General features: G+C 68.4%; 17 protein-coding genes. 7 read left to right on the forward strand and 10 right to left on the reverse strand.

Going from position 1 to position 14,876, the window contains the following annotated elements; all coding sequences use genetic code 11:
- Nucleotides 1-4: 4 nt before the first annotated feature.
- The 3 genes from E2E27_RS03295 to E2E27_RS03305 all read right to left on the reverse strand — a co-directional run bounded on the left by E2E27_RS03295 (nucleotide 5) and on the right by E2E27_RS03305 (nucleotide 1,823).
- Complete coding sequence (locus E2E27_RS03295; protein WP_141457676.1) at nucleotides 5-328, reverse strand: hypothetical protein; 324 nt, start codon at nucleotides 326-328, stop codon at nucleotides 5-7.
- A gap of 38 nt (nucleotides 329-366) precedes the next feature.
- A complete protein-coding gene (locus E2E27_RS03300; protein WP_181443540.1) occupies nucleotides 367-1,170 on the reverse strand; it encodes a head GIN domain-containing protein in 804 nt (267 codons plus the stop codon).
- A gap of 119 nt (nucleotides 1,171-1,289) precedes the next feature.
- Nucleotides 1,290-1,823 carry a CarD family transcriptional regulator gene (locus E2E27_RS03305; RefSeq protein WP_086606908.1) on the reverse strand — a complete coding sequence of 178 codons (534 nt, stop codon included), beginning with the start codon at nucleotides 1,821-1,823 and terminating at the stop codon, nucleotides 1,290-1,292.
- Between the two features lie 279 nt (nucleotides 1,824-2,102).
- Between E2E27_RS03305 and E2E27_RS03310 the strand changes: the two genes are divergently transcribed.
- Nucleotides 2,103-3,038, forward strand: coding sequence for a tetratricopeptide repeat protein (locus tag E2E27_RS03310; RefSeq protein ID WP_141457678.1), 936 nt, complete (start codon nucleotides 2,103-2,105; stop codon nucleotides 3,036-3,038).
- Here the strand turns inward: E2E27_RS03310 and fdxA are convergent.
- The 3 genes from fdxA to E2E27_RS03325 are packed head-to-tail and all read right to left on the reverse strand — an operon-like array spanning nucleotide 3,035 to nucleotide 6,520.
- Entirely contained in the window at nucleotides 3,035-3,373 is a 339-nt protein-coding gene (gene fdxA, locus E2E27_RS03315; protein WP_141457679.1) for a ferredoxin FdxA, read from the reverse strand. The genes E2E27_RS03310 and fdxA overlap by 4 nt on opposite strands.
- 10 nt (nucleotides 3,374-3,383) lie before the next feature.
- Nucleotides 3,384-3,740 (reverse strand): RNA-binding S4 domain-containing protein, encoded by a 357-nt coding sequence (locus E2E27_RS03320; RefSeq protein ID WP_181443541.1) that lies wholly within the window; start codon nucleotides 3,738-3,740, stop codon nucleotides 3,384-3,386.
- Nucleotides 3,737-6,520, reverse strand: coding sequence for a helicase-related protein (locus E2E27_RS03325; RefSeq protein ID WP_502705530.1), 2,784 nt, complete (start codon nucleotides 6,518-6,520; stop codon nucleotides 3,737-3,739). Before E2E27_RS03325 ends, E2E27_RS03320 begins: the two co-directional genes overlap by 4 nt.
- Before the next feature lie 223 nt (nucleotides 6,521-6,743).
- Here E2E27_RS03325 and E2E27_RS03330 point away from each other — a divergent pair, with 223 nt between their 5' ends.
- Genes E2E27_RS03330 through E2E27_RS03355 form a run of 6 tightly spaced genes read left to right on the forward strand, consistent with a single transcriptional unit; the run spans nucleotide 6,744 to nucleotide 11,749 of the window.
- Complete coding sequence (locus E2E27_RS03330; RefSeq protein ID WP_502705531.1) at nucleotides 6,744-8,498, forward strand: peptidoglycan DD-metalloendopeptidase family protein; 1,755 nt, start codon at nucleotides 6,744-6,746, stop codon at nucleotides 8,496-8,498.
- A gap of 58 nt (nucleotides 8,499-8,556) precedes the next feature.
- Entirely contained in the window at nucleotides 8,557-9,552 is a 996-nt protein-coding gene (hemB, locus tag E2E27_RS03335; protein ID WP_141457681.1) for a porphobilinogen synthase, read from the forward strand.
- Entirely contained in the window at nucleotides 9,545-10,096 is a 552-nt protein-coding gene (locus E2E27_RS03340; protein WP_141457682.1) for a GNAT family N-acetyltransferase, read from the forward strand. The genes hemB and E2E27_RS03340 overlap by 8 nt, the downstream gene beginning before the upstream one ends.
- Nucleotides 10,093-10,644: a GNAT family N-acetyltransferase gene (locus E2E27_RS03345; RefSeq protein WP_141457683.1), complete on the forward strand. Its 552-nt coding sequence runs from the start codon at nucleotides 10,093-10,095 to the stop codon at nucleotides 10,642-10,644. Before E2E27_RS03340 ends, E2E27_RS03345 begins: the two co-directional genes overlap by 4 nt.
- On the forward strand, nucleotides 10,629-11,189 hold the full coding sequence (locus tag E2E27_RS03350; RefSeq protein ID WP_234036168.1) for a GNAT family N-acetyltransferase: 561 nt from the start codon (nucleotides 10,629-10,631) through the stop codon (nucleotides 11,187-11,189). Before E2E27_RS03345 ends, E2E27_RS03350 begins: the two co-directional genes overlap by 16 nt.
- Entirely contained in the window at nucleotides 11,186-11,749 is a 564-nt protein-coding gene (locus E2E27_RS03355) for a gamma carbonic anhydrase family protein (RefSeq protein WP_141457684.1), read from the forward strand. The genes E2E27_RS03350 and E2E27_RS03355 overlap by 4 nt, the downstream gene beginning before the upstream one ends.
- Here E2E27_RS03355 and E2E27_RS03360 read toward each other — a convergent pair.
- Genes E2E27_RS03360 through E2E27_RS03375 form a run of 4 tightly spaced genes read right to left on the reverse strand, consistent with a single transcriptional unit; the run spans nucleotide 11,746 to nucleotide 14,854 of the window.
- Nucleotides 11,746-12,045, reverse strand: coding sequence for a (2Fe-2S) ferredoxin domain-containing protein (locus tag E2E27_RS03360; RefSeq protein WP_141457685.1), 300 nt, complete (start codon nucleotides 12,043-12,045; stop codon nucleotides 11,746-11,748). The two genes, E2E27_RS03355 and E2E27_RS03360, sit on opposite strands and share 4 nt — an antisense overlap.
- A gap of 12 nt (nucleotides 12,046-12,057) precedes the next feature.
- Nucleotides 12,058-12,699 carry a YoaK family protein gene (locus E2E27_RS03365; RefSeq protein WP_141457686.1) on the reverse strand — a complete coding sequence of 214 codons (642 nt, stop codon included), beginning with the start codon at nucleotides 12,697-12,699 and terminating at the stop codon, nucleotides 12,058-12,060.
- On the reverse strand, nucleotides 12,699-13,217 hold the full coding sequence (locus E2E27_RS03370) for a DUF1993 domain-containing protein (protein ID WP_141457687.1): 519 nt from the start codon (nucleotides 13,215-13,217) through the stop codon (nucleotides 12,699-12,701). The genes E2E27_RS03365 and E2E27_RS03370 overlap by 1 nt, the downstream gene beginning before the upstream one ends.
- Nucleotides 13,218-13,255: 38 nt before the next feature.
- A complete protein-coding gene (locus tag E2E27_RS03375) occupies nucleotides 13,256-14,854 on the reverse strand; it encodes a cisplatin damage response ATP-dependent DNA ligase (protein WP_141457688.1) in 1,599 nt (532 codons plus the stop codon).
- Nucleotides 14,855-14,876 lie beyond the last annotated feature (22 nt).

Consider the following 14,876-nt stretch of genomic DNA (forward strand, 5'->3'; position numbering starts at 1 on the left):
GCGCCTAGTCCGCGCGTTCGTCCGCGATCAGCGCTTCCCATTCGGCCTTGAGCGACTGCGCCTTGTCGCAGGCCTTGCTGTCGCCCTCGCGGCAGCGGGCGATCTGCTTGTCGTATTCGCGTTCGAGCTTGCCGATCCGCTCCTCGCGCTCGCGCAATTCGCGCCCGCGCTTCTCGTCGGCTTCGGACTGGCTGGTGGTGACCGCGTCGACCCCGGCGCTGACCGCCTTGACCGGCAGCGTTACGACGTCGACCGCCGCGCGCGCCAGGCAGCCCTGCAAGGCGAGGGCGGCAAGACTCAGGCCGAACAGAGGGAGTGCGCGCGTCACCCGCTGATTGTCGCGCACTCCCCCGCTGGAGGCAATCGCTATTCCGCCGGTTCGGCCGCGACCGGGGCCTGCGGTGCGGCGGGCGGCGTGGGGGCAGCGGCGGCGGTCGCGGTGCCTTCGGCGCAATTGAGCGAGCCCGAGCCGAAGGCGCTGACGGTGCACTTGGCCTTGCCGGTGACGTTGATGTCGCCCGCGCCCGCGATGCTCGCGGTCACTTCGCCATCCGAGGCGAAGGCGACATCGCCCGCGCCGCCGATCGCGATTTCGGCGGTGTCGGCCTTCAGCCCGGGCATTTCGACATCGCCGCTGCCGCCGATTGAGATTTCGAGGGTGCGCACCGTGCCCGCGCCGCTGACCTTGCCCGATCCGCCGATATTGATCCCGAGCTTTTCCGCCGCGATCGTGCCGAATTCGACCGTGCCCGATCCGCCGATCGAGATTTCCGAGGTGCTCGCCAGCGAGGCCGCCTTGATCGTGCCGCTCCCCGCAATGGTGACTTCCTTCGGCGCGGGCATGGTGATGCGGATCGTGGCATCGCTGTTGCCGTTCCAGCCCTTTTCGCGGGTGACGCCGATGGTCTCGCCATCGCGCACGAAGCGCAGCGAATCGGTGTTGCTGCCCTCGACCTTGAGCGCGAAGGTATCTCCCTCGGTCAGGATCACCGTATCGCCCGAGGCGAGCACGACTTCCGACGGGGCCGGCCCGGCGATTTCGACCTCGGACAGCGGCACGCCGTCCTTGCCGTTGATCGAAATATCTGCGCCCGAACAGGCGGCGAGCGACGACAGGGCAGCCAGCCCCGCGATGGCGGATGCGGTGTGGCGGCGGGTCAGTTGGATCATGGTGGGCCTCTCCCGAATGCTTAAGCGTATTGCCCACATAATACACCAAAGCGGGGCGCACAACCAAAAAGGGCCGCCCCGAAGGACGGCCCCTGATGGTTTCAAAAGCGCGGAGAGGCTTAGGCTTCTTCGGCGCTGTCGTAATATTGCGGCGCGTGTTCGCGCAGCACGTCGAGGATCTTGTTGAGCGCGGTCGGCTCGTCGGTTTCTTCCATCGCCGCGAGTTCGCGGGCGAGGCGGCTGGAGGCCGCTTCGAAGATCTGGCGTTCCGAATAGGACTGCTCGGGCTGGTCTTCGGGGCGGAACAGATCGCGGGTCACTTCGGCGATCGACACGAGGTCGCCCGAGTTGATCTTGGCTTCATATTCCTGCGCGCGGCGCGACCACATGGTGCGCTTGACCTTGGGCTTGCCCTTCAGGGTTTCCATCGCCTGCTTCAGCGTCTTGTCGGAAGACAGCTTGCGCATCCCGATCGCTTCGACCTTGCCCACCGGCACCCGCAGCGTCATGCGCTCTTTCTCGAAGCGCAGCACGTAGAGTTCGAGCTGCATCCCGGCGATCTCTTCCTTCTGGAGTTCGACCACCCGGCCAACGCCGTGCTTGGGGTAGACAACATAATCGCCGACGGTGAATGCGTTCGCGGTGCTTGCCATGCACATTCCTTTCTGTGGGCCGACCTGGCAACGGGAGAGCGGACAAACGTCCCGGAAGCGCTGGGGGCTTGGCTGAAGAGGGCCTCAGACAAAGCGAGCGCCGGGTGCGATCATCCGGTTGGGGGGGTTGCTGGTGTCGGGCCTTCCTGGTTTCAACGCCTGCGCGGGCGAGGCCCAGCGCGGTTGCTGTAGTATATATCACACCTGCAACAAAATTGCGAGTCTGCTAAATCTCTGCTTATACGGGCCTTACTGAAAGACTGCGGGAGCGCAACGGCCATGCTTTTCTCTGCGCTCCTCGCGATGGCGACGCCGCTCGCCGCTACGCCCGAACGCTTCTACGAGCCCGAATTTTCGGCCGAGGCCGGTGCCGTCTTCGCCGCAGCTAACGAGACTTCGGCCGAGGACACCCGCGCCGCGCTCGAAGCGCTCGCCCGCGAGGGGGATGTGAGCGCGCTCGAAGTGCTCGGCGAGATCCACATGTTCGGGCACGGCGCCATCGCGCGCGATCCGGCGAGAGGCTGCGACTATTTCGAACAGGTGGGGGATCGCCGGGCCGACAGCCTGCACAACCTTGCCAGCTGTTACTGGAACGGCGACGGACGGGCGCAGGACTATCCCAAGGCGCGCGCGCTCTATCGCAAGGCGGCGGAGGCGGGGTGGCGCATGTCGTTCTGCGCCTATGGCAAGATGCTGCTGCTGGGGCAGGGCGGCGCGGCGGACGCGGCGGAGGGTATTCGCCTGTGCCGGATGACCGCGCTGCTGGGCGACAAGCACGCGCTCGCCGATTACGGCACCTTCCTGCTGACCGGACAGGGCGTGGAGCGCGATCCTGTCACCGCCCGCTTCATGCTGGAACGCGCCGCAGAGCAGGATCAGCCCAACGCCGCCTTCCTGCTCGGCCAGATCCACAGCAAGGGCGATGGCACGCCGGTCGACCCGGCGACGGCGGCGCAGTGGTTCGAAAAGGCCTGGGATGGCGGTCGCAGCGATGCTGCCGAGCAGGTCGCGGCCAGCTACCTGCGGCTTGGCTACATCCAGCAGGATGATGAAAGGGTGACGCTCAAGCCTGCCTATCTGCGCAAGGCGCGCAGCTGGTACGAGAAAGCGCTGGCGGCGGAGCGACCGGGGTCCGAGCGCCACGGCAAGATCGCGGCGCTGATACCGACGATCACGAGCCTGATCGCGGACGCCGAAGGCTCAGGCGGGGATTAATCCCCGTCGCCCGGCTCTTCGCTGAAATACTTCTCGAACTTGTCCTTCTCGCCCTTGTGCGCGTCGGCATCTTCGGGCGGGGCCTTCTGGCTGGTGATGTTGGGCCAGATCGCCGAGAACTGCGTGTTGAGCTCCAGCCATTTTTCCAACCCGTCCTCGGTATCGGGCAGGATCGCCTCGGCCGGGCATTCGGGTTCGCACACGCCGCAATCGATGCATTCGCTGGGGTTGATCACCAGCATGTTCTCGCCTTCGTAGAAGCAGTCCACCGGGCACACTTCCACGCAATCGGTGTACTTGCACTTGATGCAGTCTTCGGTGACGACGTAGGTCATTGCGGCTCTTTCAAGAGGGAACTTCAGACGTATCGGGCGACGGCGCGCCTGTGGAGTTTTGCCCTTTAGGGACAAGTTGGCCCTCGTCAACCTCACTAAAACCGGCAAGCTCGCGATAATGCGACCGCGCCGCTTCGGGCGAGCCGCGCCGGTCGGGGAGGGCGACAAGCTCGATCACGCGGACCTGACGGCCCAGCGCAATCGTCAGCACATCGCCGATACGCACCGGTTCGCTGCCGCGCAGCACATGGTTTCTGTTGCGCCGCAAAGCGCGGGTTTCGATCAGCGCAAGCGCGGCGGAGCGGGTGCGGGCGAACCGCAGGCAGACCAGCAGCCGGTCGATGCGGATCGCCCCGCTTGCCGTCATCCCTTGAGCAGGTCCGCCAGCTTGTCGAAGGCCCCCCCGGCGCGGGCCGGGCCGGTGTCGGGCTTGGGGGCGGGGCGATGGTCGCGGTGGTCATCGCGACGATCACCACGACGGTCATCACGCGGGGCCTTGCCGCCGCCGCGCTCGGGGCGCTTGCCCTTTGGCCGCTCGCGCCGCTTTTCGCCTTGCGGTGCGCCCTCGGCAGGGCGGGCATCCTTGCGCTCGGGCCTGCGATCGGGGCGACGTTCCGCTCTCTTGGCCTCGCGCTCCTCCGGGCGGCGCGGGCGCCAGTACCAGCGGTCGGGCGCGGGGGCTCCCTGTGCGCCTTCGGGCAGCGCGCGGGCGCGTTCGCAGCGGAAGCCCGCGCTGCCGAGCAACCGGCGCGCGTTCTCGGGCTCGAGCCCGACCGAGATCGCCAGCGCCAGATCGAGCCGGAACGGCAGGTTGCGGGCCTTGGGGTTCGCGGCGGTCACCTTGGCGCGGGCATCGAAGGCGGCGCGGAAAATCTTCTCGGCCAGATCGACGCGGATCGCCTGGCTCCCCGCATAGCGATAGCCGGCGGGCAGGCGGCCCTTGGCCCAGCTCCCCTCGGCCAGCACCGGCAGCATCGCCTCCTGCACCGCGCGGGTGTCCAGCCCCAGCGCGTGCAGCAAGCGGCGCGGGGCGGGCTTCAGCAGCGGCGCATCGAAGATGTCGAGCGCGCCGAAGGTGACGCCGAGCTTGCGCAGATAGGGCCGCATCTCCTTGGGCAGGTTTTCCAGCCCCGCATCCTCGCGGCTGATGACGCCGCGCGCCTCGATCAGGGTGATGACCAGCGCGCGCGCCTGCGACCCCGCCTCGGGATCGCGCGCGGCATCGGCGAGCTTGCGCAGGGGGGCGAGCGGTTCGAGCTGTTTCTCCAGCCACGCCGCAAGCCCCGCTTCGAGCGACGCCTTGGCGGCATCGGGCAGCAGCGCGAGATCGCGGGTGAGGGCGAGCTTCGGGGTGCCGAAATTGCCCGAGCCGGGGTGGCCGGGGAAGCTGATCTCGGCCAGCGCGCGGCCCTGCCAGCGGATCGCGCCGCCGCTGATTTCGAGCTCGCCCAGACCCTGACCCAGCAGCCATTCCGCCCGTTCGGTCAGCAGCGCGGGCAGTGCCTTCTCGCCCGCCGCCAGCAGCATCCGCCGGTCGGCGACGCCCGCGCTGGGATCGACATGGAACCGGAAGCCTTCGAGCCGGCCAATGCTCTCCCCCTCCACGGTGAGGTGGCCATCGGGTTCGAGCGTGACGGGCAGCGCGCTTGCATCCTGCCCCAGCGATTTCATCAAGAGTGTCGTCCTTCGGTTCACGAAACGCTCGGTCAGCCGCGCGTGCAGCGCATCCGAGAGCTTCGCCTCGACCGCGCGCGCCCGCGCAGCCATTTCGTCGCGCGCCAGCACCCAATCGGGGCGCTGGCAGATGTAGGCCCAGCTGCGAATCGCCGCAATCCGGCCTTGCAGCGTGTCGATGTCGCCCTGCATCCGGTCAAGCTCGGCGATGCGCGCGGCGACGAAATCCGCGCCGATGTAACCGCCGCGCAGGTCATCCCACAGCCGGGCGACGAAGCGCGCGTGCTGTTCGACCCCGAGATTGCGGAAATCGGGGAGCGAGCACACCTCCCAGAAGCGCCGGACGTTCCCGGCCCCGCGAAGGCTGCGCCCGATATCGTCATCGGCCAAGCGGCGCAGCACCGCCATGTCGATCGCCTCGGGCGCGGCTTTGAGCACGGGATTGTCGGGCCGCGCCTCGAGATCGGCGATCAGCGTGCCCAGCGTGTCGAAGCGCGGATCGGCCTCGCGCCAGAACAGATGGGTGAGAGGCGCGAAGCGGTGCTCCTCGATCGCGTAGACTTCCTCGTCGGTGAAGGCGAGCGGTTCGCCGTCGCCCTTGCCCGTGCCCGAGAGCGTGCCGAAGGTGCCGTCGCGCTGGTGCCGCCCGGCGCGCCCGGCGATCTGCGCCATTTCGCTTGGCGTGAGCCGCCGCTTGCGCCGCCCGTCGAACTTGCTGAGCGCGGCAAAGGCGACGTGGTCGAGATCGAGGTTCAGCCCCATGCCGATCGCGTCGGTAGCGACGATGTAATCGACCTCGCCCGACTGGAACATCGCGACCTGTTTGTTGCGCGTCTCGGGCGAAAGCGCGCCCATCACCACCGCCGCCCCGCCGCGAAACCGCCGCAGCGCCTCGGCCATGGCGTAGACCTGCTCGACCGAGAAGGCGACCACGGCGGAGCGTTTGGGTAGGCGCGAAAGCTTGCAGATCCCGGCGTGGGAAAGGGTCGAGAATCGCGGGCGGCTGGTGATTTCGGCCTTGGGAATCAGCGCCTTCACCATCGGTTCGAGCGTGGCCGAACCAAGGATCATGGTCTCCTCCCGCCCGCGCGCGTGCAGCAGGCGGTCGGTGAAGATGTGGCCGCGCTCGGGATCGGCACCCAGCTGCGCTTCGTCCAGCGCGACGAAAGCGTGCTGGCCGGCGGTGCGCGGCATGGCCTCGGCGGTGCAGAGGAAATAGCGCGCATCCGGCGGCTCGATCCGCTCCTCGCCGGTGATCAGCGCGACCTGCTTGTCCCCCTTGATCGCGCGCACCCGGTCATAGACCTCGCGCGCCAGCAGACGCAGCGGAAAGCCCATCATTCCCGACGAATGGCCGCACATCCGCTCGATCGCGAGGTGCGTCTTGCCGGTGTTGGTCGGGCCGAGCACCGCGCGCACGCGGCTGTCCTCGGGCTTGCCGGTCGGGGGGCGAAAGGGCGGGGGGTGGTTCACGACATCAAGGGTTGTGTCAGGCTTGCCCCCGCGCGGCAAGGGCAGGCGCGACCCCCTTTGCGTTCTGCGCACAACACCTTATCGCATCAGCAGCGCGGCTGGTCGCTGGTTAACCGGGCGTTTACTATGATCGGGCAGAGAAATGCGACACAGCAGCCACCTGCCGGGCGGACCGTCCGGAACAGCTGCTCTCGGGGCATCGATGTTGGATCATGCGCGCACATTGACGGACGGGCCCGAGCCTTCGGGCGAGGCTGAGGGCGCGCGCCTTCCGGCTCCGCGTGCGCTGGTACCGGTGGAGGGCCCGCCGCCGGGCGAGCCGGTCGATGCCGAGACCGCGCGCGAATTGCTGCCCTATCTGCGCAACGGCAAGAAACTCGCCCCGCCAACGAGGGCGCAAAAGGCCAAGCGCAAGGCCGCCGCAAGGTTCGGCGCGCTGGCCGATCGCTACGAAGCCTGGCGTCTTGACGCCTCGGGTTGGTTCGAAAAGCTCGATCTCGCCCCCGATCTGGCCGAGGAAATCGGCAGCCGCCGCTGGCTGCGCGGGCTCGGCACGATGGTGGGCCTCGGCGCGGTGGCGCTGGCCTTCTGGCCCGATCTCACCCCGCTCGAAGCGCGCCCGGCCATGCCGCAGGACGAAGCGGTGCAGTCCGAATTGCGCAGCCAGATGATCCTGCCGCTCGCACTGGGGGCTGACAGCGGCCGCCGGATGGGGCCGACGCAGGCGGTAATTCCCTTGAAGAGCGCCCCCGAACGCCCGCAGATCGCGCTGGTGGTGACGCTCGCGCCGGGTGACAGCTTTGCCACCATGCTGCGCCGCGCGGGCGTGGCGGGTGAGGATATCGACCGCGCCGCCGCGCTGGTCGGTCAGGCGGTAGCGGTGGGCGACATCCAGCCCGGCACGCAGATGGACGTGCTGCTCGGCCGCCGCCCCGCGCCGGGCGAGCCGCGCCCGCTCGACAGCCTCGCCTTCCGCGCGCGTTTCGATCTCCAGCTCGAACTGACCCGGCCCGGCGTGGGCGAAATCGCGGCGGACGGCACCCCGGTCGTCCCCTCCGGCCCGCTGGCCTTGAAGCGCAACATCATCCGCGTCGACGAGACCCCGCTGCGCGTGCGCGGCGTGGTGGGCTCCAGCCTCTACCGCTCGATGCGGCAGGCGGGCGTCCCGGCGAGCGCGGTGCAGGACTATCTGAAAGCGCTCGACGCGCAGATCGACATGGACCGCGAGGTCGGCGCCACTGACGAATTCGACATCATCATCGCCTATCGCCGCGCCGCCACGGGCGAGCGGCAGGCGGGGCAATTGCTCTATGCCGGGATCGACCGCGGCGGCCGTCCGCGCACCCAATTGATGCGCTGGGGGAGCGACGGGCGCTTCTACGAAGCCTCGGGCGTGGGCGAGCAGCGGCGCGGGTTGCTGGCGCCGGTGCCGGGGGCGATCAGCTCGAGCTTCGGAATGCGCCGCCACCCGATCCTCGGCTACAACCGGATGCATTCGGGCATGGACTTCAAGGCGTCATATGGCACGCCGATCGTCGCGGTCAGCGATGGCAAGGTCAGCGCGGCGGGCCGCGCGGGCGGTTGCGGCATCGCGGTGAGGCTGGAGCATGGCGGGGGCCTCTCGACGCGCTATTGCCACATGAGCCGCATGGCGGTGCGCGCCGGGCAGAGCGTGCGGCGCGGGCAGGTGATCGGCTATGTCGGCTCGACCGGCCTCTCCACCGGGCCGCACCTGCATTACGAAATGTATCGCGGCGGACGGGCGATCAATCCGGCGACCGTCGCCTTCGTCACCCGCGCCGAGCTTTCGGGCACCGAGCTGATCGATTTCCGCCGCCAGCTGATCCGGCTGAAGGAAATCGAGGTCGGCGCCGCGCTCAAGGATCTCGCCCCGCTCCCGAATGAGGTGAAGGAGCCCGTGCGCGAGATCGAAAAGGTCGACACCGCGCGCCGGGGCACGCCTGCCGCGACGCTGTAGGCGGGGGCTGTAACGGGCACTTGTCGTCAAGCCGCGAATGGGCGTAAGCCTTGCGCCCATGACCGGACATTACCCCAACACCCGCCTGCGCCGCACCCGTGCCACCGGCTGGAGCCGCGCGCTCCACCGCGAGACGGTGCTGACCCCCGCCGACCTGATCTGGCCGCTGTTCGTGACTGCGGGAGAGGGCGTGGAGGAGCCGATCAAGACGCTGCCCGGCGTCTCGCGCTGGTCGGTCGACGGGATCGTCGCGCGGGCGAAAGAGGCGGTCGATCTCGGCATCCCGGTGATCGCGCTGTTCCCCAACACCCCGCAGGACCTGCGCAGCGATGACGGGGCCGAGGCGCACAATCCCGACAACCTGATGTGCCGCGCGATCCGCGCCATCAAGGACGCCTGCGGCAACGACATCGGCGTGCTGACGGACGTGGCGCTCGACCCCTATACCAGCCACGGGCAGGACGGGCTGATCGACGAGAGCGGCTATGTGCTGAACGACGATACGGTCGCGATGCTGGTCGATCAGGCGGTCAATCAGGCTGAAGCCGGGGCGGACATCATCGCGCCCAGCGACATGATGGACGGCCGCATCGGCGCGATCCGCCGCGCGCTGGAGATGAACGGGCATCCCAACGTGCAGATCATGAGCTACGCCGCCAAATATGCCAGCGCCTTCTACGGCCCGTTCCGCGATGCGGTGGGCAGCGGCGGGCTGCTCAAGGGCGACAAGAAATCCTACCAGATGGACCCCGCAAACGCCGACGAGGCGATGCGCGAAGTGGCGATGGACATCGCCGAGGGCGCGGACTCGGTGATGGTGAAGCCCGGCCTCGCCTATCTCGACATCATCTACCGTGTGAAACAGCGCTTCGACGTGCCGGTCTTCGCCTATCAGGTCTCCGGCGAATACGCGATGATCGAGGCCGCCGAGGCCGCCGGGATCGGCAACCGCGATGCGCTGGTGCTGGAAAAGCTGATCGCCTTCAAGCGCGCCGGGTGCAGCGGCATCCTCACCTACCACGCCGCCCATGTCGCGCGGCTGCTGAATGGGTGAGCACGGCGCGCTCACGACCGCCCGGCTGGTTCTGCGCCCGCCGGCCGAGAGCGACCTGCCGTGGCTGCTCGCCGCGATGAACACCGAGGCCGTGATGCGCCATCTCGCCGGGGTGCGCACGCCTGCGGAGGTGGAGCAGGGCCTCGCTGCCGACATCGCCGCATTCCACACCGGCGGGCACCAGCGCTGGACGGTATGGCTGGGTGACGGCGAGACCCGGATCGGCCGCTGCGGGCTGTTCCACGTCCGCTCCCCCGCCGCGCCGCCCGCCTTGCAGGGCCAGCGCGAGATCGGCTGGACCCTTGCGGACAGCCATTGGGGCAAGGGCTACGCCACCGAGGCTGCGCGCGCGGTGCTCGGCCATGCCTTCGGGGCGCTGGGATTGCGGCGCGTCTGGTCGCAGACGAGTGATTCCAACGCCGCCTCGACCCGGATGATGCACCGCCTTGGCTTCACCTTTCGGCCCGAGCTGGGCTATGCCGATCCGGACTATCCCCTCGAAGACAACCCGACCACGGTGTGGTCGCTGGATGCACCGGTATGACAGAGTTCCGCCACGACACCGAACGCCTGATCCTGCGCGACTGGCGCGCCGATGATTGGCCGGAGTTCTGGCGCGTTACCAACACGCCTGCGGTGATGCGCTGGCTGGGCGGGGTGCAGGACGACGCGGGCCGCGCGGCGGCGCAGGCGCGGCTGGAATCCTATCAAGCCGATCACGGCCACACCTTCTGGGTGGTCGAACGGCGGGAGGATGGCGCGCTGCTCGGCTTTTGCGGGTTGAAGCGCTCCAACCAGCCCGGCGGGCCGCAGGGGATGATGGAGGTCGGCTGGCGGCTGCGCGAGGATGCCTGGGGGCAGGGCTATGCGAAGGAGGCCGCCGCCGCCTCGCTCGATCTGGCGTTCGGTCGCTTCGGCGCGGACGAGGTGATCGCACTCACCGTCGAAGGCAACACCGGTAGCTGGGGCCTGATGCGGCGGCTGGGGATGGCGCGGCGCGAAGACCTCGATTTCGACAGCGCGGACTTCGACCCCGAAAACCCGCGCATCATCGCCTATGCCATCACCCGCGTGGCATGGCAGACCAGGTGAGCGACACCGTGCTGACCACCGCGCGGCTGGTGCTGCGGCGCATCCGCGAAGACGATGTCGATGCGCACATGGCGCTGCTCAATACGCCTGCGGTGATGCGCCACCTTGGCGGCGTGCAGCCGCGCGGAGTGATCGCGGCCAAGCACGAAGCCTCGCGCGCCAGCTTCGCCGCTAAGGGCTACGGCTTCATGCTCGCCGAGGAGCGCGCGAGCCGCGCAATCGTCGCCCATTGCGGGCTGCGCCGGGTCGCGCATCCGCTCGCGCCCAACCCGCACGACTTCGAGATCGGCTGGGTGGTGCGCGAGGATCGTTGGCGGATGGGCTATGCCTTCGAAGCGATGCGCGCGGTGGTGGACTGGGGCTTTGCCGTCCACGCCGCGCCGCAGATCGTCGCGCTGACCATCGAGGCGAACGTGGCAAGCTGGCGATTGATGGAAAAACTCGGCATGAGACGGCGCGAAGACCTCGACTTCGCCGATCCGGACGCGGGCGAGACGCATATCCAATACGCGATCACCCGCGCAGAATGGGAGAGCCACCAATGACCCGCAGACCGGGCGTCAACATTATTCCGATCCACGGCAAGACCCCGCAGATCCACGACACCGCCTTCATCGCGCCGGGCGCGACCATCATCGGCGATGTGGTGATCGGGGCGGGCAGCTCGATCTGGTACAACTGCGTGCTGCGCGCGGACGTGTTCAGCATCCGCATCGGGGAGCGGACCAATGTGCAGGACGGCAGCATCCTCCACTGCGACCCGCCGCGCCCCGGCGATCCTGAAGGCTGCCCGCTGGTAATCGGCGACGATGTGCTGATCGGGCACATGGCGATGGTCCACGGCTGCACGATCCACGACCGCGGCTTCGTGGGCCTCGGCGCGATCGTGATGAACAAGGCGGTGATCGGCTCCGACGCGATGCTGGCGGCGGGCGCGATGCTGACCGAGCGCAAGGTGATGGGCGCACGCGAGCTGTGGGCGGGCCGACCGGCGGTGAAGATGAAGGACCTGAACGACGCCGCCATCGCCGGGATGCGGATGGGCGTAGCGCACTATGCCGAGAACGCGAAACACCACGCCGAGGCGGTGGCGGCGGCGCTTTAGCGCAGCGTTTCGACCTCGGTGTCGAAGGGCGCGTCGGGGGAGAGGATGCGCCATTCCTCCGGACGGCGGCTGTCGATCACCACCACCCCGCGCTTCGGACAGATGTCGAGGCACGGCACCTCGATCACGCCCACCGCGGCCTTGCGCGTCTTGCCCGCGCCAAGCTCCGCCCGCAGCGCCTTGGCAAGCGGCTTGTCATCCGGCCCGAAGCCGAGGTCTTTCTTGGTGAGCTTCTTCGAGCATTTCCTGCACACCAGCACGGCGTGCGACCAGTTGGCGCGGATTTTGGTCTTCATGGCACGAACAAGTCAGTCGGGCGCGGTTTTGATCCATGCGGCCGCGATCCAGAGCATCCCCGCCAGCCCTGCTGCCGCCATCGCGCCCGCGAGCGGCCGATGCAGCGCCAGCGCGCCGCCCGCCGCCGCACCTGCCGCGAGCGCGCTCCATAGCCAGCCATAGCCGCGGGTGGATTCGAGCGGGCGCCCGGCAAGACGCGCGGCGATTCCCTGCCCGAAGCGCACCAGCGCGCCGGTCATGTAGGTCACGCCGACCGTCACCTCGCCCGCCTTGGTGAAGACATTGTTGGCCAGCCCCATCGCCAGCGCCGAAAGAGCGAGGAAGGGCAGCGGCCAGCCCGCCGCGAGCAGCGCGGCGCCGCTCGCCAGCAGCAGCGCCACCCCGCCGAGCAGCACCGGCTTGCGCCGCGCCTCCACCCGCCGCCCGATCAGCGCCCCCGCGATCACCCCTGCCAGAAAGCACGCGATCAGCCCCAACGGGGCGAGCGCCAGCGCGGGCCGCTCGGCCAGTTCCACGCCCATGCGCGTGGTGTTGCCCGACATGAAGTAGGTGAAATAGCCCCCCGCGACCACGAACCCGGTTGCGTCCACCACCCCCGCCAGCGCGGCCAGCCCGAGGGCGAGACGCTGCCGGGCAGGGTCGTAGCGGTGCATCAGGCGGCGGGCGCGGGCTGTTTCATGTAGCGCATCATGTAGCCGACATAATCGATCTTGCCGATAGCCAGCCCCTCGGCGCGCAGGATCGCATAAGCGGCCATCAGGTGAAAATAGAACTGCGGTGTCGCCCAGTCGCGGCAATATTCGTGAGCCTGCATCGCGAAGGCCATGCCGTTGGGGAGGGTGAACTCGACCGTCTCGCCGCTCGAAGGCCAAGTGGCGGGATCGGTGTTCGCGACCAGCTCGCGCGCGGCCTTGATGCGGGCATGGGCCTCGGCGAAGGTGGTGATGTCGCTGTCGTCCGAAGCGAGGCGAAGATTCCCGAGCCGGTCGAGCGCGACCCGAACCTGATCGAGCGTGAAGCGGATTTGGGTGTGGAGCGGGAACATGTCCTCGGCGAGCCGCGCCTGCAGCAGCGCCTCGCCCTTTTCGTGAGCTTCGGCCTTGGTGACGAGGTGGTCGAGCGTGCCGAGCATATTGGCATAGGTGGCAAGCGCGGCGGTGGCGTAGGACATGGCTTCTCTCCCGTTTGTGCGCGGGAGGTAGGCTGCGCTCAGTCCTTTATCAATGCTCGCAAACTCTCGATCCGATCCGCCTCGTGCGCGGGCTTGTCCCAGCGGATGCGGTGGATGCGGGGGAAGCGCATCGCGAGGCCGCTCTTGTGGCGCTTGCTGGTGTGGACCGAATCGAAGGCGACTTCGAACACCAGCTCGCGCTTCACCTCGCGCACCGGGCCGAAGCGGTTGAGCGTGTTCTGCCGCACGAATTTGTCGAGCTTCTTCAACTCCGCATCGGTGAAGCCCGAATAGGCCTTGCCGACCGGGAGCAGCTCCGCGCCCACATCGGGGTCGCCGTCCCAGCAGCCGAAGGTGTAGTCCGAATAGAAGCTCGATCGCTTGCCGCTGCCGCGCTGGGCATACATCATCACGCAGTCGATCAGCAGCGGATCGCGCTTCCACTTGAACCAGTGCCCGACGCGCCGACCGGCCACGTAAGGGCTGTCGCGGTGCTTGAGCATCAGCCCCTCGATCGCCTCGTCGCGCGCGGTGTCGCGGATGGCGGAGAGCGCGGCGAAATCGGGGGCCTCGACCAGCTGGGAGAGATCGAAATGGCTCTCCGGCAGGCGCGGCATCAGGCCTTCCAAAGTTGCGCGGCGCGACTTCCACGGCTGCTCGCGCCAGTCGGTGCCGTCGAGCAGCAGTACGTCGTAGAGCCGCACGAAGGCGGGGTAGTCGCGCAGCATCGCCTTGGAGACGGTCTTGCGCCCGAGCCGCTGCTGGAGCGCATTGAAGCTCGCCGCACCCCCGGCCTCTCCGCCCTGCGTAACCCCGCGCACCAGCAATTCGCCATCGAGCACCGCGTCCATCGCCAGCACGTCGAGCAATTCGGGAAAGGTCGCCGAAATATCGTCGCCCGAGCGCGAATAGACCCGCGTTTCCCCCCCCGCGCGCACCAATTGCACGCGGATGCCGTCCCACTTCCATTCGGCGGCATAGTCCTTGAGGTCCACCACCCCGTCCTCGAGCGGGTGGGCGAGCATGAAGGGGCGGAACCGGGGCACGCCCGCCAGATCGGGTGGGTCGCCGCCTTCGGCCGCCCATTGGAACAGTTCGGTGTAGGGCGGGCTGAGCGCGTGCCAATATTCCTCGACCTCCTCGACCGGCACCTCGAAGGCCATCGCAAAGGCAGTCTTGGCGAGTCGCGCCGATACGCCCACGCGCATCCCGCCGGTCGCCAGCTTGATCAGCGCATAGCGGCCCTTGGCGTCCATCCGCCCGAGCAGCCCGGGCAGTTCCTTGGGCGCGGTGGCGCGAGTGAGCGCGGCAAGGCGATCGACCACCTCGGAGAGCGAGAGCGCAGGCTGCGGCGCGGCATCTTCGGGCTCGGGCCAGAGCAGGCTGGCGGTTTCGGCGGTGTCGCCAACGAAATCGCGGGAGAGCGCCCACAGCACCGGATCGACCCGCTCCATCATCAGATTGCGGATCGTGGAGGACTTCACCGCCGGAAAATCGAGCCCGCCGGTCAGCGCGGCCATCGCCCAGCCGCGATCGGGATCGGGGCTTCCACGCAGATAGGCCGCAATCAGCGCCAGTTTGCGGTTGCGGCTGGTGGTGTAGACCAGCGCATCGAGCAGGGCGGCAAATTCCTCCATCAGCGCCTGCCCGGCCGTTCAT

The organism is Porphyrobacter sp. YT40 (genome assembly GCF_006542605.1).
Classification (GTDB): Bacteria; Pseudomonadota; Alphaproteobacteria; order Sphingomonadales; family Sphingomonadaceae; genus Erythrobacter.

Coding starts and splice junctions, on each gene's coding strand:
- E2E27_RS03350 (WP_234036168.1), top strand. CDS start 10,629: ATGGCAGACCAGGTGAGCGACACCGTGCTGACCACCGCGCGGCTGGTG.
- E2E27_RS03375 (WP_141457688.1), bottom strand. CDS start 14,854: ATGGAGGAATTTGCCGCCCTGCTCGATGCGCTGGTCTACACCACCAGC.
- E2E27_RS03300 (WP_181443540.1), bottom strand. CDS start 1,170: ATGATCCAACTGACCCGCCGCCACACCGCATCCGCCATCGCGGGGCTG.
- E2E27_RS03320 (WP_181443541.1), bottom strand. CDS start 3,740: ATGACGGCAAGCGGGGCGATCCGCATCGACCGGCTGCTGGTCTGCCTG.
- E2E27_RS03360 (WP_141457685.1), bottom strand. CDS start 12,045: ATGAAGACCAAAATCCGCGCCAACTGGTCGCACGCCGTGCTGGTGTGC.
- E2E27_RS03310 (WP_141457678.1), top strand. CDS start 2,103: ATGCTTTTCTCTGCGCTCCTCGCGATGGCGACGCCGCTCGCCGCTACG.
- E2E27_RS03355 (WP_141457684.1), top strand. CDS start 11,186: ATGACCCGCAGACCGGGCGTCAACATTATTCCGATCCACGGCAAGACC.
- E2E27_RS03370 (WP_141457687.1), bottom strand. CDS start 13,217: ATGTCCTACGCCACCGCCGCGCTTGCCACCTATGCCAATATGCTCGGC.
- E2E27_RS03305 (WP_086606908.1), bottom strand. CDS start 1,823: ATGGCAAGCACCGCGAACGCATTCACCGTCGGCGATTATGTTGTCTAC.
- E2E27_RS03345 (WP_141457683.1), top strand. CDS start 10,093: ATGACAGAGTTCCGCCACGACACCGAACGCCTGATCCTGCGCGACTGG.
- fdxA (WP_141457679.1), bottom strand. CDS start 3,373: ATGACCTACGTCGTCACCGAAGACTGCATCAAGTGCAAGTACACCGAT.
- E2E27_RS03365 (WP_141457686.1), bottom strand. CDS start 12,699: ATGCACCGCTACGACCCTGCCCGGCAGCGTCTCGCCCTCGGGCTGGCC.
- E2E27_RS03340 (WP_141457682.1), top strand. CDS start 9,545: ATGGGTGAGCACGGCGCGCTCACGACCGCCCGGCTGGTTCTGCGCCCG.
- hemB (WP_141457681.1), top strand. CDS start 8,557: ATGACCGGACATTACCCCAACACCCGCCTGCGCCGCACCCGTGCCACC.